This window comes from Rhodopseudomonas pentothenatexigens (assembly GCF_900218015.1).
GTDB lineage: Bacteria > Pseudomonadota > Alphaproteobacteria > Rhizobiales > Xanthobacteraceae > Rhodopseudomonas > Rhodopseudomonas pentothenatexigens.
On record NZ_UFQQ01000009.1, the window covers coordinates 46,279 to 66,111 of the forward strand.

Below are 19,833 nucleotides of genomic sequence, written 5' to 3' on the forward strand. Positions count from 1 at the left end.
GCTACCTCGATCGGATCTGCCTGGCCGCCGCGTTGCGGCTGCGGGAGAGCGATGCGGCATCCGGCTCGGGGAGCTCCAGCAACCGGCGATAGAGCGAGGCCTGAGCGAACCCGTGCGACGAATAACCGTATCGTGCTGCGGCTCTCAGCGCGTTGCGCTGCAGCTCCGCGTAGCGCTCGGGAGCGAGGCTGCAGCACATCTCGAATGCATCGAGCAGCGCATCGGCGCCGTTTGCAATCACGATGCCGCTGCCGGTTTCGGCGACATCGTCCGCAACGCCGACCCGTTTCGTGACAATCGCGGGAATGCCGCGAACCAGCGCCTCGGCCGCCGCCATGCCGAAGCACTCGTACTCGGATGCCAGCACCACAAAGTCGACTTCGCGAAAGAACTGCTCACGGCGCTGGCCGGTCACGAAGCCGACCCAGCTGATCCGGCCGCTGCCGTCGTCCAGCGCGCGAAGCTCGCTCTCATAGTCTCTGTCGCCGCTGCCGGCGAGCAGAAGCTGGCTGCGTTTGGCGCGCACCGCCGCGGAAATGATGTATTCGAGATGCTTTTTCGGATGAAAGCGGCCGAGATAGCCGAACCGGATCTGTCCGGCCGCGGCGAAGCCGTCGCGCACACCACGAGGCGGCGCCGATTCCAGATCGTCGTAGACCGGATGCGGGATCACCACCGCCATCCGGTGGGCGGGCGAATCCCGCGCTTCGAGCGCTGACGAATAGATCACGCAGTCGCACAGCTTGACGTAGAACCAGACGATCAGCCGCTTGATCTGTTTTCGTAAACGCGATCGGGTCCGTCGACGCTCCTCGTAGGTCAGCGTCTCGTGCGGTGTCACGGCGCTGCGACGACCGGACAGCCTTGCGAGCGCGACCGCAAGAATGCTGATCGGCACCCAGCACCCGTCGACGTGGATCACGTCGAACCGGCGGACGTGCCGCAGCAGAAACAATGCGGCACCGAACAGGCCTCCCTTGGCGTGAACCGCGATGCCGCGGGCCACCAGGCGCCGATGATCGGGGAATCCGGCGATGTCACGGCCGCGCGTGCGCAGGGTGAGGCATTCGATCGAGGCGTCCGCCGCCGCGGTGGCGATCACCGCGGCGCTGAAGACGCTGGGAGGGCCACCCGTCGCCGGGTCGAGGCTGCCCAGAACTCTTAGAACACGCATCCGCCGCCCCTGTCTGCCGGAGACGGATGTAGTCAAGCTATGTGATGATTTAATGATATCGGCGGTTGAACGTTATCAATATAACATTCGATTTGGACGGTGCGGCCGGACGCCGAACAACAGCAGCATCATGGCGAGGCCGTGGATGTCGCCGAGATTGAACAATTGCGGCTGGAAGAACGAGGCGAACGTCAGTGCCGCGAGGCCGCCGGCGCGGGCCGCCGCGATGCGCCGGCCTTCCGGATCCCGGCTCGCCGCCGGTTCGGCCAGCGCCTTCACCACGATCACCGCCAGCGCTGCAATCATCAGGCTGCCTCCGACAACGCCGAATTCGATCAGGGTCCGGAGAAATCCGTTATGGCCGGCTTGCTCGGTGTCGGGTCGCTTGAAACCGAGGCCGAAAGGAGACTCGGCGATTGCGGCCATCGCGCGTGCCCATTGCTCGTCGCGACCGGTGAAGCCGGAATTCAGGTTGCGCTCGGGATCGTCGAGGGCGAGCATCCCGAACAGCACGTCCGGGAACAGCAGCGCCGCCGCGGCGGCTGCGAACGCCAGCAGTGCGAGCCGCCCGCCGAGCCGTCTCGATGTCACTTCGAACACCAGGAACGCCAGCGCGCAGCCGACCATGGCGAAGCGGGAACTCACGGCGGTGGCGAGCACGAAACATGTGAGCCTCGCCGCAACCATCACATATCCGCGGCGGAACTGGGAAAACACGAATCCGGCGAGCATGACGGAACCCAGCATGTTCGGATGAATGCCGCCGAGGCGGCGGTCCACCGGCCAGCCGTGTACGGCGATCGCATAGGCGCAGAAGATCAGAACCGTGACGGCGATTCCGCCGAAGCAGTCGGCCAGTTCATGGTCCGGCACGGTCCACAGCGCGGAAAAGCACACGATCACGGCAAGCAGCAGGAGCGTGTAGACCGTCCCCTCGAGCACCGCAATTTCCCGACCGTGGAGCTGCAGGCCGATCGACAGCAGGATGACCGCGAGGATCGCGGCCTGGAGCGGGTTGTAAAGCGCCAGCGCTCGTACAGGGCGTGCAGGGCCGGCGACCAACGACACAAGGATGAACTGCGACAGGCCCGCGACCTGATACATCTGGTACAGCGGAATGGTGGCGCCTTCTGCGGCCCAAACGTCGACAGATGCCAAGGGGAAGAACAGACAGGCGCACCAAGCCCACAACGAAAGGGAGAGCGCGGTGGAGCGTCGTCGGCCCGGCAGCGGTGTCGCTGTCGAGACCGCGGTGCGCATTTGATCTGTCGCAGTCACGGCCTTCGATGGCTGGCTTGCTGGCACGACAAAAGGTGTCGGGCGCTCCGGTTACAACTCAGGGAAATGTGCCTGGCCGGCAAGTTTCACCGAAGTGGCTGCTACGCGTGCGAAACCCGCGTGTGCACCACGACATGATGTAGCAAGAGGATGAAGCGCGCGTGACGGCTGCGCGCCACTGCGGCGACGCCGACGCCGACACCGACACGACCGACGCGTCGGTCGGAAGGCGTGATACGTCGAGCCGGGCGACGTGGCGTCAGCTGGCTGCCTGATATTTGGGCGCGGCCGAACTGCGGATCTCCATCCGCTCGCGCATCGCGCGCAGGTTTCCCGCGCATGTTGCGAGCTCGCGGTCGAGCCGCTTCTGGAGCAGCCGATCGAAGAACACCTCGGTCAACCAAGGCGACAATTTGGCGCGGGTGTGACCGTCGCGACTTTTGCGGCAGTCGAGAGGGATCGCGGCGACGGCCTCGCGTGCACCGGCGTGATCGCATCCCATGATTTCAGCTAGTTCGTCGTAAGTAACCCAGATCTGCGGCACGCTTCTGATCTCCGGACCCATTGTTACGATAACGTGCGGTCCCCTAAATTTATTTTAATGAAGTCACAGCAATGATAAGAAACATAATTAGCGTCCCGGCCGGAAGAACGATCGGAAGAGCACCTTTTGTGCGGCTTTCGCTCAGTCTCGATGGCCGGGGGGTCATATGCGTTCGGACAGGTGTTTCAAGTCCAACTATCTCGTCTCTTCTTCGGCGCTCGGTCGGAGTACGACGGTCTCCGAGTTTGCGCTCGGGGCCACCAGGTCAGCCGTTCTGGCGCGCCTCGAGGAACTGGTCCAGGAGAATGCTCTTCTCGACAGCATCGCGACCGAAACCCGGCTGGAAATCCTCCGGCTGCGGCGGCTGCTGACCGAAACCTGAGCTTGCGCTCCCTCGCCGAAATTCGCCGGGCCGGTGCGCTGGCGACATGACATTCGGGATTCCGTTGCGATGGCTGTCTTAGCGGCCGCCCCGCTGGCCGACCGGTCGGGCCGGTGGCGCGCCGGCTTGCATTTCGCTGTTGCCGGGGCCGCGACGTCTATTGAATCGGGGAGCCGACGACGGACAAGCACAGCGTCTCGGCCGAGGGCTCGAACCGCCGGCGCACACAGCGATGGCGGCGAACGGCCGGTGCAGTTCGCAATGTGCTGGCCTGTCATGATGCGAATTCGCTTGGTAGTCGCGGTCGGTCTCGGTGTTCTCGGGGCCTCGTCGCTCGGCGGCTGTGGGTTCATTCCGATGTCGGGCCCGTCCAGCCTGGAGATTCGCAGCGAGCAGGCTTCGACACTGCCGTTCGCCGTGGTCAAGCTCGACGCGCGGGCGGTCGAGGTGCTGCAGGCGCATGAGCCGAATGTTCTGGGGGGCGTCTTCACCGATCGCCGTCCTCCGAGCAACATCCGCTTCGGTGTCGGCGACGTGCTCGCGATCACCATCTTCGAGGCGTTCGCCGGCGGATTGTTCATTCCCACCGAGGCCGGCGTACGTCCGGGAAATTTCGTCAATCTGCCGGATCAGGCGGTCGACAACAACGGCAACATCAGCGTGCCCTATGCGGGGCTGGTCCGCGCCGCCGGCCGAACCAATGTCGAAGTCCAGAACGCGATCGTCGAGCGGATCAAGAATCGGGCGATCGAGCCGCAGGTGGTGGTGACGCTCAGCCAGCAGCGAACCTCGCTGGTCAGCGTGTTCGGCGACGTCCGCACGCCGGTGCGTCTTCCGATGCCGGCAACCGGTGCTCAGGACCGCATCACCGACGCAATCACCCGGGCAGGAGGCATAAGCGCCAATGGCTGGGAAACCTGGGTAATGCTCGAACGCAACGGCAAGCGGGCGACCGTGCCGTTCGCCAACTTGGTATCGATGCCGTCCAACAACATCTATGTCCAGCCCGGCGACCGGATCTACGTATATCGCGAGCCGATGAAGTTCCTCGCCTTCGGCGCCACCGGCCTGCAGGGCGAGTTCAATTTCGACGCATGGCGGATCAACCTGGCGCAGGCCGTCGCCAAGGCAGGCGGATTGTTCGACCTTCAGGCCGACCCCGGTTCGATCTTTCTGTATCGCCGCGAGCCGCGCGATGTCGCAGAGCGGCTCGGCGTCGACTGTTCGCGCTTCGCCGGTGGATTGATACCAATCGTTTACAACGTGAGCTTTCAGGACCCCGCCGGCTTCTTTCTGGCGACCAAGGTCGACATGCGTCCCTTCGACGTCATCTATGTCGCGAACGCGCCGCAGGTCGATATCACCAAGGTGCTGAACTTCATCAACACGGCGGTGGGGACCGCAGACAGCGGCGTCAATCTGGTCAATGATATCTATGTCGCGCGTTTGAACAGCAGGCTCCGCTGAGCTGCCCGGTTCGCAGGTGGCCGGGTCAGATCGGCAACGCCGGCCGTTGTTGCACCGGTTCTTCTGCGGCGGTTCGGACCCGGGCGCCGACCATTGTGACGCGGACGGCGAGGCCGAACAGATATCCGATCTGCAGCGCGACCGTGATGCCGAGCATCGCCAACAACGCCGCACCGAGCTGTACTCGCGCCGCCGCCGCATGGATGCCGACGGCGCCGATACACCCGATCGCAACCGGGACCAGACTGAACACCCTGTATCGGGTGCCGAGCACCGCGCCGATCAGAAAGCCGAGGATTGCCGACATCGTGGACTCCACCTTCGGCTAACATCCATTGCAATTCTTGCATCGGAGTTAAGAGATTGACCGGCCCGGCGATGTGATTCACATTATCGTTTGTGGTTGGACGGTCCGGGCCTGCGCGATGGCACGTGAACGGAATCACATGATCTGTTGCATGGCCTGTCACATGTCTGATTGTCGGACGCAGGACGATACGGGCTCTTCACCGCCCGGCGTGACATTCGGCCCGACAAGGGAATGATCGCCCGTCGCCCGGTTCGCGCGCCGTCGGATTCGGAAAGGACTTCTCATGAACGCGGGAATGCACCGCTCGGCATGCGACTTGATCCTGGGCGCCGGACTGGCTTGCGGTCTCGCGGTCGGACCTGCGGCGGCGCAGGCGCCCGGCGGCGCTGAGCCTGGTAACCGGCCGGCCTCGATCATGATCGGCGGCGCGTCTCCGCCGGCACCACGGATCGAGCGCTGCGTCGAAGTGGAGATCGGCGGGGCCAATGCGCTCGGCTGCCTCAATCAGAAACTGCAGCGTGAGGTGGCGAAGGTCAATCCGACCATCAACCTTCCACCGCTTGACGCGCGCTCCGCCGACGTGCGCATCGGCAACGTCAACGAAGCCGCGGTCAGGCAGCAGTATGGTGCCAATTATGGCCAATCTGTCGTGCCGTTCCGGCCGCCTGCGCCGGTCTATTTCGTGCCGGGCCGGTGATGCCGGTGAGGTGGTGCGTCGTGTTCGCCGGAACGCATGCGAAGGGCGGTGTGTGCCGTCGCCGGATGCCGACCTTTCGGCGGCTCACTTCGGCCTTGGGGCTGCTCGCCGCCTTGACGGTGTCGGCAGTCGCCGATGCGGACGTGGAGAACCTGCCGGACGGCGCGGCGGACGAGCAGGCGGGGAATCCGGCCTCGGCCGTCGCGCTGTCTGCGTCGACCGGACAGCCTTCGTCGACGCCACAAGACGATGACGAACTGCCGCCGCTGGTGTTCGATCGCGTCGCCGCGCGGCCGCTCACTGTCGCGGATCTGCCTCCTGCCAACGTTCTGCAGGGCGGCCGAGCTCCGGCGCCGCAGGTCAGGGCCGTCTTCGGGCGCGACTGGCAGGCCGGCCGCGAGACATACCGTCCGATCGTCGAACGCGAGGCGGCCGCATGGGGAGTGCCTGCCGCGCTGCTCGATTCCGTGATGGCGGTCGAGAGCGGTTACAATCCGGGGGCGGTCGGAATGGACGGCGAGATCGGACTGATGCAGGTGATGCCGGCGACGGCAAGGATGTTAGGGTTCTCCGGCACGGTCGCAGACCTCGCTGTTCCCGAGGTCAATATCCACTACGGGGCGAAATACCTCGCGGGTGCCTGGCGCAAGGCGAGCGAGGACATCTGCACGGCTGCGATGAAATACCGCGCCGGCCATGGTGAGACGAGGTTCTCGGTGCTTTCGGTCGAATACTGCATCCGCGTCCGCAGCCACTTGGCGGCGCGCGGCGTTGCGGTCCATGGTCAGGTCCCGACACCGACGTTCGGCGCCGCGATGGCGGGGCGGGGATCCCTGCGCCGGCCGTTGTCCGGCGGCTCGGTGAATTTCGCCGAACTCAACACCTTGCTGCGCGGGCTCGCCGCGCGGCCCGCGCCGGTCCGGTAGATTGGAGCGGCTCGCGTCTCTCCAGCGGATCACGACGCGCTGCGGCGTTTCTGCCGGGTGTCCGGAATCGTTGCATGCTCGCCTGTGACGAGGTCGATCTCTTCCGCTGCACGGCCCAGCGCCACGCCTTCGTGCGCACGCGAGATTTCATTAACATTTCGTATTATGTTATGCTATCCTAAGCTGTAACAAATTGAGTTGCACCCATCGCTGCAATTTGGAGGCTTGATAATGAACCAGAACCGGGACGAAACGGATACGCCAGCCGGTACCACCCGGCGCACGCTGATAACCAGTCACGCCAAAGCCATGGTCGGGATCGCGGCCGGTGTGGTGGCGGCCAGCTTGGCCCGAGTGACATCGGCGCATGCAGTGGTGCGGCCGCCGTGCTACCTCAAAGGCACCAGGATCAGGACGGTCGACGGCGACCGCGCGATCGAAGAACTGTCGGTCGGCGATCTGCTGCCGACCGCGTTGGCCGGCGTGCAGCCGATCGAGTGGATCGGGAGCTGGCGGCACAGCAAGGCCGCGGGTCGGTCCTGGCCCGACTCGGCGCGGCCGGTTCGGATCGCCAAATCGGCACTCGGTCCGAACGTGCCGGGTGCCGATCTCTACGTGACCCAGGGGCATGCGCTGTATATCGACGGCGTGCTGGTCACGGCCGGCAGCCTGATCAACGGGACCTCGATCGTCCTCGATGCCGGAGAGCGCTTCGCCGAACTCGAATACTACCATATCAAGCTTCCCGGCCACGCCGTGATCTTCGCGGAAGGTGCGGCCTGTGAGACGCTGCGGCAACTGCCGGCTCCGGCATCCGGTTACGATACGAATGTGCGAAGCGGCGCCGTATCGCGCCAGGACGAGACTTGCGCGCCGGTCCTGTATTCCGGGACCAGCGGCGAGATCCGTGCCCGTCTCCGCAGCATGCTTTCGCCGATGCTGGGACCGCAGAAGCTGGATCTGATCCGCGCCCGTCTGGCCGAGGCCGCAGTCGCGCTCTGATCCGGACCCTCCGGCTCGCACGACGGCTCCCGGCGCGCCGGGAGCCGGGTGGTACCCTCGCGGTCGGGTGGGGCGCTACACCAGCGTGTCCGCCCGACTGGGCCGACGTCTCGATGCGGCGGACATCGACCCCTCGAGAACCCACCTGTGACGAGAAGCTAGAGCTTGGAATCGGGAGGGCAGCACTCGGCGCGGGCTTCGGTTTCGTCCGCGCAGCGGCTGTCGATCTCGCACCGCATTCGGTAATCGTCGCGCAGCGCGGGCGCCAGCGCCCGCCAGCATCTGACGGCCTCGCGGTACGCCCGCTCCCGCTCAGGAGAACTGGCTCGCCAGACCGCCAGCCGCTCCGAATCGTCCTGCGTCGCGTCGCCGGAGGTCAGGCGGAGAATCCAGCCGAGCGCTTCACGGATCGAAGGATCCAAGAATCCGGCGGTGGTGATTGGTCTCGGCACGTTCCTGCGCTTTCCCTCGGACGCCGGTCGTCAGACGACGGCCGCCGCGTCTCTGATCGTAAGACGATCCAGGAGCGGGGAATCCGAATTTACCGGGAACCGGACGTTTCAGACGTTCGGCGCAGTGCTCGACGGCCTGCTTGAGGTCGGTCTCGACGGTGCGCACCGTGACGCCGAGGCGCTCGGCGATCTCGCGATGAGGGCGTCCGTCGATCCGCGACAGCAGCAGCACGCGGCGGCGGCGTTCGGGAAGTTCGGCGATCGCCTCGCGCAGCAGGCCGACTTCGGAGCGATCCTCGATCACGCGCGCCGCGTCGGGCCGGTCGTCGGGAATTTCGAGCAGAGCGTCGATCTCGGCGGTGGTGAGGCGCCGCTGCTCGGCGCGGCGACGATCATGCGCGATGTTCAGGGCGATCCTGAACAAGTACGCCCGCGGACTGCGCACGGCGCCGACATCGCGAAGCCGCTCCAGCCGCAAATAAGTCTCCTGCAACACGTCGGAAGCGAGATCCGACGACCCCAGCCGGCGCGTCAGGCGCCGGTCGAGCTCACCGTAATCCGCGACCAGCAATGCGCGGAGCGCCTCTGCCGTCGTGGTACTCATAACGTTATCCCACTCCCTCGCCGGGAGCCTCACATTTCCGGGGGACCATATTCAGCCGGGGCAACGTTATTATGACGTCATCTTAACATGCGGTGTCGTGGTGTGCGGTGCCGCGAGTCACGATCAAAGATGTCGCACCAGTTTGTTTTCGCAGTATCCGCTACCGCCACGTCTAACATGAGGGACGTGATGCCGCCGCCGGCGGCATCCGTCACATGATACTGACGACCAGCGAGTGATCGAGGGCCGGTGTGATTTGTTATCGTATTCAGCGTCGAACCCAGCCACCGCAGTGGCGGCGGGGGCCGGCGGACGTGACCTGCTCCACGATCGGTGGGGCCGGGCGGTCGTCGTCGTCCGCGCTGGTGACGTGTGTTGTGTGCGGCGCCGCGATGCTGATATTCGGGGTCTCGTCCGCGGCCGCCGAGGCAAAGGCCACATCGACGGCTGCGGCCCCGGCCAAGCCGGCCGCCGCGGACGGCGCCAAGCCGGCGGCATCCGGCCCGGCGGTCCGGTTCGACATCGACGAATTCCGCGTCGAAGGCGCTGATCATCTGCCGCAGATCGAAGTCGAAGCGGCGGTCTATCCGTTCATGGGGCCGGGCCGCACCGCCGACGACGTCGAGAAGGCGCGCGCCGCACTGGAGAAGGCCTATCACGATCGGGGCTTGCAGACGGTCGGCGTCGCCGTGCCGCAGCAGGACGCACAACGCGGCTTCATCGTCCTGAAGGTGACCGAGAACAAGGTCGGCCGGCTGCGGGTCAAGGGTTCCCGCTATTTCGATCTCGGCAAGATCAAGGGGAGTGCCGCCTCGCTCAAGGAGGGGACGCTGCCGAACTTCAATGAAGTCACCAAGGACATCGTCGCGCTCAACCGCTGGCCCGACCGTCGCGTCACGCCCGCGCTGCGCGCAGGTGTGACTCCGGGAACCGTCGACGTGGATCTCAACGTCGAGGACACCTATCCGCTGCACGGCAGCGTCGAGCTCAACAACCGGCAGAGTCCGAGCACCACGCCGCAGCGCCTCAGCCTGTCGGCGCGCTACGACAATCTGTGGCAGCTCGGCCATTCGGCCACCTTCACCTTCCAGACCGCGCCGCTCAATCCGAAGGATGCCACGGTGTTCTCGGGCTCCTATATGGCCCGCACCGACTACGACTGGCTCAACGTGCTGATCTACGGGCTGAAGTCCGACAGTTCGGTGGCGACCGTGGGCGGGGCCAATGTGGTCGGCCCCGGCCACGTGATCGGTTTTCGCAACGTCATCACGCTGCCGCCCAAGGGCGAGCTGTTTCACACGCTGTCGTTCGGCGCCGACTACAAGGATTTCCAGCAGACCCTGTCGCTCGCCTCCAACTCGTTCGACTCGCCGGTCCGCTACGTCCCGCTGGTGGCTGCCTATACCGCGAGCTTCCAGGGCGAGGGACGTCTGACCCAGCTCAACGCCACGATCACCACTGGTCTCCGTGGCATCGGCAGCGATCCGAACCAGTTCGACGTCAAACGCTACAAGGCGACCGCCAGCTTCATTTCGCTGCGCGGCGACGTCTCGCACACCCACGATCTGCCCGGCGGTCTGCAGGTGTTCGGCAAGGTTCAAGGCCAGGCCGCCGACCAGCCGCTGGTGTCCAGCGAGCAGCTCAGCCTCGGCGGTCAGGACACCGTTCGCGGCTATCTGGAGTCCGAAGTACTCGGCGACTACGGCGTCGCCGGCACCGTGGAGCTGCGCTCCCCGAACATCGCTCCCTACATGGAGCAGACCTACGACGTTCCCGGCCGCCAGCCGGTCAAGCTCAACATCTTCAATGATTGGCGGTTCTTCGCCTTCGCCGACGCCGGCTACGCGCGGATCCACGATCCGCTGCCGGACCAGCAATATCAGTTCGATCTGGCGAGCTACGGCGTCGGCATGCGGATGAAGACGCTCGATCATCTCAATGCCATCGTATTCGTCGGCATGCCGCTGACGACGCAGCAAGTCACGGTCTCGAACCATCCGCGGGTGAGCTTTCGAGTTTGGGGAGAATTCTGATGACGCTCGGGACCCGCAAGGGAATCCAGTTGCGGATCGCGCAGGCCGTCGCCGCGCTGGTCCTCGTCGTCGCGCTGTGGCCGCAGCAGGCCGCGGCGTGGTGGAACGACGAATGGAGCATGCGCAAGAAGATCGTGTTCGACACCGGCGCGTCCGGCGCCGCCGTCAGCGACGCGATCGGCACCACGCCGATGCTGGTGCGGCTGCACGTCGGCAACTTCCGCTTCGGCTCGGCCAAGGAGGACGGCGGTGACCTGCGCTTCGTCGCCGGCGACGACAAGACGCCGCTGAAGCATCACGTCGAGAAATACGACTCGCTGATCGGCGAGGCGCTGATCTGGGTCGCGGTCCCGGATCTGAAGCCGGGCACCAAGAACGAGATCTGGCTGTACTACGGCAACGCCAAGGTGCCGGCCGCGGTCGACGCCAAGAACACCTACGATCCCAACACCCTGCTGGTGTATCACTTCGCCGAACGCGGCACCCCGCCGCAGGACATCAGCGCGTGGGGCAATTCGGCGACGACGCCGGTCGCCGCCGCCGACGGCGCGATCATCGGTCAGGGCGCCCGATTCGACGGCCAGTCCGCGCTGACCATCCCGGCCGGCCCGCCGCTCGCCACCGCCGAGGGCGGCGAGATGACGTGGTCGCTGTGGCTGAAGAGCGCCGCGCCGCAGCCGCGCGCCGTGCTGTATGCGCGGCGCGACGGCGCCAACGCGCTGATCATCGGCCTCGACAACGGCGTGCCGTTCGTCGAAGTGACGGCGGCCGGCGCGACCCAGCGCGGCGTCGGCGGCGCGGCGATCCCCGCCGCCACCTGGCATCATCTCGCCGTCACAGCCAAGGCCGGCCAAATCGTGATCTATGTCGACGGCGCGCAAGCCGGGACGCTCGCGGCGGCGCTGCCGGCGCTGACCGGCATCGCCTCGGTCGGCAAGGATGCGGCCGCCGCGGCTCCGGCGCCGGATGCCGCCGCGGCCCCGGTCGCGGCCGACGCCGCCGCGGCCCCGGCTGCTGCCGGCGACGCCGCGGCAGCACCTGCCGCAACGCCCGACGCCGCAGCCGCGCCGACGGTGCCCGCGGATGCGGCCGTCGCGCCGGACGCGGCCGGCGCCGCGCCGCTCATCGGCTTCGTCGGTGATATCGACGAATTTCAGATCGCCAAGGTCGCGCGGCCTGCCGGGTTCATCAAGGTCGCGGCGATCGGACAGGGGCCGGACCAGGCCAAACTCACAACCTTCAGCGTCGACGAGGAAACCGCAAGCTGGCTCAGCGGCTACTTCGCCGTGATCCTGAAGTCGGTCACGCTCGACGGCTGGATCGTGATCGGCATCCTCGCCATCATGATGGTGATCAGCTGGGTCGTGATGGTCGACCGGGTTTCGTATCTGAACCGGGTCACCAAGGGCAACACCGTCTTCCTGAAGCATTTCCGCGAGGCGGCGAACGATCTCGAAGGCGTGCTGCAGCTCGACAGCGAGGAGAGCGATCCCAGCCTCGGCGGCGGCGTCGACGTCAAGCATCACAAGATCATTCACGCGTCGCCGCTGTATCGGCTGATGCATCTCGGCGCGCAGCAGATCCGCTTGCGCTTTTCCGGCAACGGCGGCGCTCGCGCGCTGTCGCCACAGGCGATCCAGTCGATCCGCGCGGTGCTCGACAGCGGCCTGATCCACGAGGCGCAGCGCCTCAACAAGATGATGGTGATGCTGACGATCGCGATCTCCGGCGGGCCGTTCCTCGGCCTGCTCGGCACCGTGGTCGGCGTGATGATCACCTTCGCGGCGATCGCGGCGTCCGGCGACGTCAACGTCAACGCGATCGCACCCGGCATCGCCGCGGCGCTGGTCGCGACAGTGGCGGGCCTCGCCGTCGCGATCCCGGCGCTGTTCGGCTACAACTACCTGACCATCCGCATCAAGGACGCCACCAACGACATGCACGTCTTCGTCGACGAGCTCGTCACCAAGATGGCCGAGTCCTACCACCAGCAGCCCGGTGCGCCGCGCCGGCAGGCCGCGGAGTGAGACGATGCAGGTCCATTCCGACAGCAAGCCCTACGACGACATCAACATCACCCCGATGCTCGACCTCGCCTACGTGCTGCTGGTGATCTTCATCATCATGACCACGGCGACGGTGCAGGGCATGAAGGTCGATCTGCCCAAAGCGAGCACCGCGCCGAGTCTGGCGCAGCAGACCACCAAGGCGGTCACCGTCACCAACGAGGGCAAGATCTTCCTCGACACCATTCCGGTGACGCTGTCGGAGCTGGAGCAGCGCCTGATCCAGCAGCGCGCGCTGACCCCGGAGTTTCCCATCGTGGTGCGCGGCGACAGCCAGACCCAGTACCAGAACGTGGTCGACGTGCTCGACCTGCTCGGCCGGCTGAACTTCACCCAGGTCGGCATGGCGACCAAGCCGCTGGTGAGATGAGCGCGGAGGCGGATGGCGGATGGACCTGCGCGACGACAGCGATGACGACGAGGACCGCCCGTCGTGGCGCCGCATGGCGCTGCCGATCGGCAGCGGCGTGGTCGTGCTCGCCGTACTGGTCGCGGGGGTCGTGGTCATGCTGAGCGGAGACCAGGAGCCGCCGCGCAAGGTCAACGAGCCGACCATCGTGACCATCATGCCGCCTCCGCCACCGCCTCCGCCGCCTCCACCGCCGCCCGAGCGCGAGCCCGAGCAGAAGGTGGTGGAGCAAACGCCGGTGAAGCAGGAGATCATCGAGGAGAAGGCGGTCGAGATTCCGAAGGATGCGCCGCCGGACCCGAGCGATGCGCCGCCGGACGGACCGCCGGCGCTGGACGCCGACGGCAACGGGCCGGGCGAACTGCTCGGCAAGAAGGGCGGCCGCGGCCTTATCGGCAGTGGCGGCGGCGGAGGTGGCGGCGGCGGCACGAGATGGGGCTGGTACGCCAGCATCGTGCAGGCGCAGATCGAATCGGCGCTGCGCTCCAACGAAAAGACCCGTCACGCCGTGATGCGGATTCAGGTTCGGCTGTGGGCCGATGGAACCGGCCGGGTCAATCGCGTGCAACTGGTGTCTTCGACCGGCAACAGCGAACTCGATTCGGTTCTGCGCGACCAGGTACTCGGCGGATTGACGCTGCGCGAGCCGCCGCCGCGCGACATGCCGATGCCGATCATCACGCGGGTGACCGCACGGAGTCCGTCGTGATCGGTCTGCAAACCCGTTCCAAAGCTTGCCGGCCCTCGCGCCGGCGGTCGAAGCGTGAAGTAACAAGGAGTTCCGTGATGCGCCGATGTGAGATGATGGGATGGAGGCTGGCGCCGGTGTCGGCGGCGCTCGTGGCGCTCATCGTTCCCGCGGCCGCGCAGGACAAGGCCGATCCGGCCGCATCGCTGAAGCTGCCCAAGGTCTCGCGGGCGGCCCCGCCTTCGTCGAACGCCACCGTGAACCTGATCAACCTGCTGGTGAAGCAGGGCGTACTCACGGAGGAACAGGCCGGCGCGCTGGTGAGACAGGCCGAGGACGAGGCCTATGTGGCGCGCCAGGCCGTGCGCGACGCCGCCACCAAGGCGGAGGGGGCCGAGAAGTCGGCGGCGACCGCGGTCGAGGCGACTTCGCCTCGCGGCACCAAGCGGGTCACCTACGTGCCGGAGATCGTCAAGAAGCAGCTCCGCGACGAGATCCGCAAGGAAGTGATGGAAAAGGCCGAAAAGGAAAACTGGGCATCGCCGGGCAAATACCCGGAATGGGCACAACGCATCCGCTTCTACGGCGACGTCCGCCTCCGTCACGACAGCAGCTTCTTCCCCACGGGGAACTACCCGTACACGGTGAACTACAACGCCATCAACACCGGCAGCCCCTACAACGTGCTGAGTGACGGCACCTATGGCAATCCGTACTTCTGGCCCACTTTCAACGTCGACCAGGACCGCCATCGCGAACGGCTAAGGGCGCGGCTCGGCATGGAAGCTGACCTGTTCGACGGCTTCTATGCAGGTCTGCGGATCGCGACCGGCGAGAGCAATGCGCCGGTGTCTTTCAACCAGACCCTTGGCGGCTCGGGAGGAAACTTCAGCAAATACAACATCTGGCTCGACCGTGCCTTCGTGCGCTACAGCCCATGGAACGACATCGCGCTGAGCGGCGGTCGGTTCGACAATCCATTTTTCGCTTCGACGGACCTGGTGTTTCACCGCGATCTCGGCTTCGACGGTGTCGCGGCTCAGGTGCAGCACGAGATCAGCCCCGGTTTCACACCTTTCTTCGTCGCCGGTGCATTCCCGATCTTCAATACCGACTTCAACGTCGGCTCGAGTCTGGATTTCACCAACACCAACGTGCTGCCCGGCAAGGCACCGAGCCGCGACAAATGGATGTTCGGTGGACAGATCGGCGCGCGGGCTGAATTCAGCCCCGATGTCAGCCTGAAATTCGGCACCGCTTATTTCGACTTCACCAACGTCCAGGGCAAGCTGTCGAGCAGCTGTTTGGTCGCCACCGCGACGGACTTTTGCAGTACCGACCTGCTGCGACCGTCATTCGCACAGCGCGGCAACACCTACATGGCACTACGCAACATCGTGCCCCAGTACGACGGTACTAATCTTCTTCCGCAGTACCAGTATTTCGGCCTTGCGTCCGACTTCCGCGAGCTTGTCGTCAGCGCCCGGCTCGATCTCGGCCAGTTCCATCCGTTGCATATCGTGATCGACGGCGAGTATGTCCGCAACCTCGCCTGGGACGCTGCCGATATCGCCGCCAAGGTTGCGGCGAATCCCTTGCCGGCCGGTCCGATCGCCGGCTGCAGCTCGGCCACCAATTGCACCCAGGTCTATGCCGGCGGCAATCAGGGTTGGCTCGGGCGGATGACCGTCGGTCACCGCGAGATCCGGCAGTTGTGGGACTGGAGCGCCTTCGTCGGCTACAAATATCTGGAGTCCGACGCCGTGCTCGACGCCTTCGCGGATTCCGATTTCGGTCTCGGCGGCACCAATCTCAAGGGATACTTCGTCGGCGGCAGCCTCGGCCTCGGTTCCAACGTCTGGGCTACCGCGCGCTGGATGAGCGCCAACCAGGTCGCGGGCGCGCCCTACGCCGTCGACATCTTCCAGCTCGATCTCAATGCGAGGTTCTGACGATGCGCGGGATACTTGGTCTCGCCGGCCTGGGCCTTTGCCTCGCCTGGGCCGGGCCCGCCCTGGCGGAAAATGAAACCGCGCGCCTGCGCGAGGCGCTGCGCTCAGCCACCGCACAGGTTCGTTCGCTCGAAGACCAGCGCGCCGCGCTCCAGGCCAAGCTGACGGCCACCGAGCAGGAGCGCGACACCGCAAAGAAGCAGAACACCGCGCTGCGCGCCGAGGTCAAAGAAGTGAACCAGGCCTACCGCCAGGCGGTGAAGGACTTCAACGACCGACTCGCCGAGCGAGACGACACGCTGGAGAAGTGGAAGAGTGCCTACGCCGAGGCGGCGTCGGTGGCTCGCGCCAAGGACGCCGAGCGCGCCAAGTTCGAAGGCGAGGCCAAGGCGTTCCGGGCCAGCACCAAATCCTGCGAAGCCAAGAACGGCAAGCTCGTCAAGATCAGCAACGACGTCGTCACCAAGTACGAGGCGATGGATCCGCTCGAAAAGGTGCTCGATCACGATCCGCTGTTCGGGATGCAGCGTGTCCAGCACCAGAACCAAGCTCAGGATTTCCGCGACCAGATCCTCGATCAGAAAGCCAAGCCATGACCCGTGCCGTCGTCACCAGCGGACTGCTCGCTGCAATCACCTTGGCGCTCGCGCTTGCGGAAGCATCGGCGCAGCAGCGCACACCGCAACAGCCGGTCCAGCCTCAGCAGGCCGCCGCACCGCAGCCCGGCCGTGCCGCGCAGCCGGTGGCGGACGCCGGGTCCGCAGTGAAGGATAGCGACGTCGTCGCCAAGATCGGGGGCAGCGACGTCACCGCCGCCGAGGTGCGATCGGCGATCAGCTTCCTCGATCCGCGGCAGCAGGCGGCGCTGGCGCGCGATCCGGCGCTACTGAGTCAGACCGTGCGCGCGATCCTGGCCAATCGCTTGGCTTACAAGGAGGCGCTGTCGAAAAAGTGGGAAGAGCAGCCGGCGGTGCAGGCTCAGATCGCGCGTGTCCGCGAGAGCGTGATCGTCGACGGTTATCTCAAATCGGTGACGGCGCCGCCTGAATCCTATCCGAGCGAGGCCGAGGTCAAGGCTGTGTACGATGCGAACGCCAGCGCGCTGCTGCTCCCGCGCCGGTTTCGGCTCGCCCAGGTGCTGATCGCGCTGCCCAAGGACGCCGACAAGGATGCCGATGAGGCGGCGCGCAAGAAGCTCGCCGAGGCGCTGAAGAAGCTGAAGGCGCCCGGCGCCGACTTCGGCAAGCTCGCCAGGGAGCTGTCCGAGGATCCAGCCTCCGCAGAACGGGAAGGGGAATTAGGGTGGGTCGGTGAGCCCGACCTGCGACCGGAAATTCGCAGCCAGGTGACCGGCCTGGCGAAAGGCGCCGTGTCGGAGCCGGTTCGGCTCGACGACGGCTGGCACGTGCTCAAGCTGCTCGATACCGAGGCGGCGCGGCAGCGAACGCTGGCTGAAGTCCGCGACGGCCTGGTGCAGCGTCTGCGGGCCGAGAAGGCCGAGGCCAACAGAAGGGCCTATGTCAACGAATTGTTGAAGCAGTCGCCGCCGGTGCTCAACGAGATCGCGCTGTCGCGACTGATCGAGGCCAAGACGGAATCCCGATAGCGAACGACTTCGGGCCTCGACCCGTGAGCCTGTGCCACGCCGATCCGGCGAAAGTGCCTTATAACATATACCGTTAACAATTAGTTAAACTATCACATTCGTATGATATTGCGTCTGCATCGGATTGCTGCGGTGCAGGTGCGACGTGACGGACACCATCAACCCGGTCGATGCTCTCGACGCGGACCATCAGGCCGCCAGCCTCCGGGACGCAACCAAGCAGCGCTTTTCGCTTCCTTTCGCAGTCATCGGACCGGCGCTGGCGCTCGCCGACACTTTGATCATCGTGGCTGCTGGGACGCTCGGCGGAGTGCTCTATCAACAGGCGCTGGGAGGCATCGTTCAGGTCAGCATCTATGCCGGCCTCGGGCTGGTGGCGAGCTTGCTGTATGTGCTCGCTGCGCACCGGGCCGGTCTGTATCGGGTCAACGGCGTCATCGAGCCGCGTCCCAGCCATGGCCGCGTTGCGGCGAGCTGGTGCTTTGCGATGCTGGCGCTGGCGGTGATCCTGTTCATGCTCAAATCCGGCAGCGAGGTGTCGCGCGGTGCGATCGTCTGCATGTTTGCACTCGGCGCCTGCGGATTGTTGTGGTGGCGGCGGTTCGCCAAGCAGCGGTTGCGTTCCGCGCTCGCAGCGGGTGCGATCGCCGGCCGGCGTGCAGTGGTGATCGGGACTCGCGCCGAGCTGACTCGCTACTCGCGAGGCGTGTTGCTGCGCGACTTTGGTCTGGACGAAGTCGATCGCGTCATTGTGTCCCGTCCGGAGGCGGTCGACCGGGGCGCCGAGCTGCCGTTGCAACGGATCAACGTCGCGGTCCAGCGTATCCGGGCCTCGACGGCCGAGGAAATCGTGCTGGCGTTGCCGTGGTCGAACAACGCCGAATTCGAGACGCTGCTCGATCGCCTCCGGATATTCCCGCTGCCTGTCCGTCTGCTGCCGGATTGCGCAGTATCGTCGATCCTGGATCGACAGGGAGCGTCGGTCCCGCACGTCTATATGGTCGAATTGCAGCGACCGCCGCTGACCGCGCTGGAGCGCGGCGCCAAGCGGCTGCTGGACGTCATGGTCGCCCTGACCGCACTGGTGCTGCTGTCGCCGCTGCTGCTGGTGGCCGCGGTCGCCATTAAACTCGAGTCCCGAGGTCCGGTCATCTTCCGGCAGCGCCGCCACGGGTTCAACGGCCGGCCATTCATGATCTACAAACTGCGTTCGATGCGGGTCCAGGAAGACGGGGCGGCGGTGGTCCAGGCCACCAAGCGCGACCCGCGCGTAACCCGGGTGGGGCGGATTCTGCGCGAGACCAGCATCGACGAGCTTCCGCAGCTTGTGAATGTTCTGCAAGGGTACATGTCGGTGGTCGGGCCCCGTCCGCACGCGCTGGTGCACGATCACGAATACGGCAAGCTGATCGACAGCTACGCCTTCCGGCATCACGTCAAGCCTGGCATCACCGGCTGGGCGCAGGTTCACGGCGCGCGCGGCGGAACTCCGCGTCTCGAATTGATGGAACGGCGAGTCGCGCTCGATCTTTGGTATATCGACAATTGGAGCCTGGCGCTCGATATCCATATCATGATCAAGACCTGTTTCGAATTGATCAGGCGGCGGAATGCGTACTGACCCGTTGCGATGAGAATAGGATACCGTCTTGGGCCTGTCATATCGTCCCGCCGCGATCTTGCCTGCCCAGCGGAAGCTCCGTCGACGATCCGGTGAGTATCGGTTGTCGTCGGCGATCGCGCCGAACGGCAGCGGGGAGTTGCAGCCAACCAAATTTGTTGGGAGGCCTATTGAAAACTTTGGGGAATCACGCTTACTAGATTCTCTCGCACAGGTTCGTCGTGCGAGATGTGGTTCGGAGACAGCGACATGGTCGGTAGGAGGCATCCCTCTGAGGAAATTGCGACCAAGCTCGCCCAAGCCAACGAACTGGCAGCCAAAGGCAAGACGCAGCGAGAGATTTCCAAGGCGCTCGGCGTCAGCGTTATGACCTATCATCGCTGGAAGAAGATGCCAATCTCATCCGCAGGCTCGACTGCCACAGGCGACACCCGAGAGGACGATGCGCCGCAGGCCGAGTCCGATGATGCGCTCAAGCATCTCGAGCTGGAAAATTCCCGGCTGCGTAAGTTGGTGACCGACCTTCTGCTCGAGAAGATCAGCCTGGAGGAAGAGCTGCGCGACCGACATGCGGCGCGGCAGCGGCGATCCGAAAAAACCAAGTAGCTTCCCTGGCGAAGCC

20 protein-coding genes are annotated in these 19,833 nt (G+C 65.5%); 14 read left to right on the forward strand and 6 right to left on the reverse strand.

Annotation, left to right across the window (positions count from 1 at the left end; translation table 11 throughout):
• Position 1 precedes the first annotated feature (1 nt).
• The 3 genes from DWA33_RS10035 to DWA33_RS10045 all read right to left on the reverse strand — a co-directional run bounded on the left by DWA33_RS10035 (position 2) and on the right by DWA33_RS10045 (position 2,996).
• A complete protein-coding gene (locus DWA33_RS10035; RefSeq protein ID WP_114357957.1) occupies positions 2–1,174 on the reverse strand; it encodes a glycosyltransferase in 1,173 nt (390 codons plus the stop codon).
• Between the two features lie 75 nt (positions 1,175–1,249).
• Positions 1,250–2,332 carry an O-antigen ligase family protein gene (locus DWA33_RS10040; RefSeq protein WP_116080215.1) on the reverse strand — a complete coding sequence of 361 codons (1,083 nt, stop codon included), beginning with the start codon at positions 2,330–2,332 and terminating at the stop codon, positions 1,250–1,252.
• Positions 2,333–2,711: 379 nt separating this feature from the next.
• Positions 2,712–2,996, reverse strand: a complete 285-nt coding sequence (locus tag DWA33_RS10045; RefSeq protein WP_147270235.1) for a hypothetical protein — start codon at positions 2,994–2,996, stop codon at positions 2,712–2,714.
• A gap of 166 nt (positions 2,997–3,162) precedes the next feature.
• Here DWA33_RS10045 and DWA33_RS10050 point away from each other — a divergent pair, with 166 nt between their 5' ends.
• Together DWA33_RS10050 and DWA33_RS10055 are read left to right on the forward strand one after the other, a co-directional pair.
• Positions 3,163–3,378 carry a hypothetical protein gene (locus tag DWA33_RS10050; protein ID WP_114357960.1) on the forward strand — a complete coding sequence of 72 codons (216 nt, stop codon included), beginning with the start codon at positions 3,163–3,165 and terminating at the stop codon, positions 3,376–3,378.
• Positions 3,379–3,735: 357 nt separating this feature from the next.
• On the forward strand, positions 3,736–4,845 hold the full coding sequence (locus DWA33_RS10055; protein ID WP_114358077.1) for a polysaccharide biosynthesis/export family protein: 1,110 nt from the start codon (positions 3,736–3,738) through the stop codon (positions 4,843–4,845).
• 25 nt (positions 4,846–4,870) lie between these two features.
• On the opposite strand, the gene DWA33_RS10060 is transcribed toward DWA33_RS10055, so the two are convergent.
• Positions 4,871–5,152: a hypothetical protein gene (locus DWA33_RS10060; RefSeq protein ID WP_114357961.1), complete on the reverse strand. Its 282-nt coding sequence runs from the start codon at positions 5,150–5,152 to the stop codon at positions 4,871–4,873.
• 418 nt (positions 5,153–5,570) lie between these two features.
• On the opposite strand from DWA33_RS10060, the gene DWA33_RS10065 reads away from it, so the two are divergent.
• The 3 genes from DWA33_RS10065 (at position 5,571) to DWA33_RS10075 (ending at position 7,780) form a co-directional block, all read left to right on the forward strand.
• On the forward strand, positions 5,571–5,852 hold the full coding sequence (locus DWA33_RS10065; protein ID WP_244601246.1) for a hypothetical protein: 282 nt from the start codon (positions 5,571–5,573) through the stop codon (positions 5,850–5,852).
• A gap of 20 nt (positions 5,853–5,872) precedes the next feature.
• Complete coding sequence (locus tag DWA33_RS10070; RefSeq protein ID WP_347337890.1) at positions 5,873–6,778, forward strand: lytic transglycosylase domain-containing protein; 906 nt, start codon at positions 5,873–5,875, stop codon at positions 6,776–6,778.
• A 231-nt stretch (positions 6,779–7,009) separates the two neighbouring features.
• Complete coding sequence (locus DWA33_RS10075) at positions 7,010–7,780, forward strand: Hint domain-containing protein (RefSeq protein ID WP_114357963.1); 771 nt, start codon at positions 7,010–7,012, stop codon at positions 7,778–7,780.
• A gap of 158 nt (positions 7,781–7,938) precedes the next feature.
• On the opposite strand, the gene DWA33_RS25645 is transcribed toward DWA33_RS10075, so the two are convergent.
• On the reverse strand, positions 7,939–8,232 hold the full coding sequence (locus DWA33_RS25645) for a FecR/PupR family sigma factor regulator (protein ID WP_347337891.1): 294 nt from the start codon (positions 8,230–8,232) through the stop codon (positions 7,939–7,941).
• On the reverse strand, positions 8,183–8,836 hold the full coding sequence (locus DWA33_RS10085; protein WP_114357965.1) for an RNA polymerase sigma factor: 654 nt from the start codon (positions 8,834–8,836) through the stop codon (positions 8,183–8,185). The genes DWA33_RS25645 and DWA33_RS10085 overlap by 50 nt, the downstream gene beginning before the upstream one ends.
• Positions 8,837–9,228: 392 nt before the next feature.
• Here DWA33_RS10085 and DWA33_RS10090 point away from each other — a divergent pair, with 392 nt between their 5' ends.
• The 9 genes from DWA33_RS10090 to DWA33_RS10130 all read left to right on the forward strand — a co-directional run bounded on the left by DWA33_RS10090 (position 9,229) and on the right by DWA33_RS10130 (position 19,817).
• Entirely contained in the window at positions 9,229–10,869 is a 1,641-nt protein-coding gene (locus DWA33_RS10090; RefSeq protein WP_114358079.1) for a ShlB/FhaC/HecB family hemolysin secretion/activation protein, read from the forward strand.
• Complete coding sequence (locus DWA33_RS10095) at positions 10,869–12,896, forward strand: DUF2341 domain-containing protein (RefSeq protein ID WP_114357966.1); 2,028 nt, start codon at positions 10,869–10,871, stop codon at positions 12,894–12,896. Before DWA33_RS10090 ends, DWA33_RS10095 begins: the two co-directional genes overlap by 1 nt.
• 4 nt (positions 12,897–12,900) lie before the next feature.
• Positions 12,901–13,305, forward strand: coding sequence for an ExbD/TolR family protein (locus DWA33_RS10100; RefSeq protein ID WP_114358080.1), 405 nt, complete (start codon positions 12,901–12,903; stop codon positions 13,303–13,305).
• A gap of 19 nt (positions 13,306–13,324) precedes the next feature.
• Complete coding sequence (locus DWA33_RS10105) at positions 13,325–14,053, forward strand: TonB C-terminal domain-containing protein (protein WP_114357967.1); 729 nt, start codon at positions 13,325–13,327, stop codon at positions 14,051–14,053.
• A 77-nt stretch (positions 14,054–14,130) separates the two neighbouring features.
• Entirely contained in the window at positions 14,131–15,984 is a 1,854-nt protein-coding gene (locus DWA33_RS10110) for a putative porin (protein ID WP_114357968.1), read from the forward strand.
• A 2-nt stretch (positions 15,985–15,986) separates the two neighbouring features.
• Positions 15,987–16,580, forward strand: coding sequence for a hypothetical protein (locus tag DWA33_RS10115; protein WP_114357969.1), 594 nt, complete (start codon positions 15,987–15,989; stop codon positions 16,578–16,580).
• Positions 16,577–17,590, forward strand: a complete 1,014-nt coding sequence (locus DWA33_RS10120) for a peptidylprolyl isomerase (RefSeq protein ID WP_114357970.1) — start codon at positions 16,577–16,579, stop codon at positions 17,588–17,590. Before DWA33_RS10115 ends, DWA33_RS10120 begins: the two co-directional genes overlap by 4 nt.
• 145 nt (positions 17,591–17,735) lie before the next feature.
• Positions 17,736–19,211, forward strand: a complete 1,476-nt coding sequence (locus DWA33_RS10125; RefSeq protein ID WP_244601247.1) for an undecaprenyl-phosphate glucose phosphotransferase — start codon at positions 17,736–17,738, stop codon at positions 19,209–19,211.
• Between the two features lie 228 nt (positions 19,212–19,439).
• Positions 19,440–19,817, forward strand: a complete 378-nt coding sequence (locus DWA33_RS10130; protein ID WP_244601248.1) for a helix-turn-helix domain-containing protein — start codon at positions 19,440–19,442, stop codon at positions 19,815–19,817.
• Positions 19,818–19,833: the final 16 nt, after the last annotated feature.

Excerpts from the sequence above, each read along its gene's own strand:
- DWA33_RS10055 (WP_114358077.1), top strand. The coding sequence starts at position 3,736 with ATGTCGGGCCCGTCCAGCCTGGAGATTCGCAGCGAGCAGGCTTCGACA.
- DWA33_RS10130 (WP_244601248.1), top strand. The coding sequence starts at position 19,440 with ATGTGGTTCGGAGACAGCGACATGGTCGGTAGGAGGCATCCCTCTGAG.
- DWA33_RS10105 (WP_114357967.1), top strand. The coding sequence starts at position 13,325 with ATGGACCTGCGCGACGACAGCGATGACGACGAGGACCGCCCGTCGTGG.
- DWA33_RS10115 (WP_114357969.1), top strand. The coding sequence starts at position 15,987 with ATGCGCGGGATACTTGGTCTCGCCGGCCTGGGCCTTTGCCTCGCCTGG.
- DWA33_RS10100 (WP_114358080.1), top strand. The coding sequence starts at position 12,901 with ATGCAGGTCCATTCCGACAGCAAGCCCTACGACGACATCAACATCACC.
- DWA33_RS10090 (WP_114358079.1), top strand. The coding sequence starts at position 9,229 with ATGCTGATATTCGGGGTCTCGTCCGCGGCCGCCGAGGCAAAGGCCACA.
- DWA33_RS10120 (WP_114357970.1), top strand. The coding sequence starts at position 16,577 with ATGACCCGTGCCGTCGTCACCAGCGGACTGCTCGCTGCAATCACCTTG.
- DWA33_RS10075 (WP_114357963.1), top strand. The coding sequence starts at position 7,010 with ATGAACCAGAACCGGGACGAAACGGATACGCCAGCCGGTACCACCCGG.
- DWA33_RS10060 (WP_114357961.1), bottom strand. The coding sequence starts at position 5,152 with ATGTCGGCAATCCTCGGCTTTCTGATCGGCGCGGTGCTCGGCACCCGA.
- DWA33_RS10050 (WP_114357960.1), top strand. The coding sequence starts at position 3,163 with ATGCGTTCGGACAGGTGTTTCAAGTCCAACTATCTCGTCTCTTCTTCG.
- DWA33_RS10085 (WP_114357965.1), bottom strand. The coding sequence starts at position 8,836 with ATGAGTACCACGACGGCAGAGGCGCTCCGCGCATTGCTGGTCGCGGAT.
- DWA33_RS10095 (WP_114357966.1), top strand. The coding sequence starts at position 10,869 with ATGACGCTCGGGACCCGCAAGGGAATCCAGTTGCGGATCGCGCAGGCC.
- DWA33_RS10065 (WP_244601246.1), top strand. The coding sequence starts at position 5,571 with ATGATCGGCGGCGCGTCTCCGCCGGCACCACGGATCGAGCGCTGCGTC.
- DWA33_RS10110 (WP_114357968.1), top strand. The coding sequence starts at position 14,131 with ATGCGCCGATGTGAGATGATGGGATGGAGGCTGGCGCCGGTGTCGGCG.
- DWA33_RS10035 (WP_114357957.1), bottom strand. The coding sequence starts at position 1,174 with ATGCGTGTTCTAAGAGTTCTGGGCAGCCTCGACCCGGCGACGGGTGGC.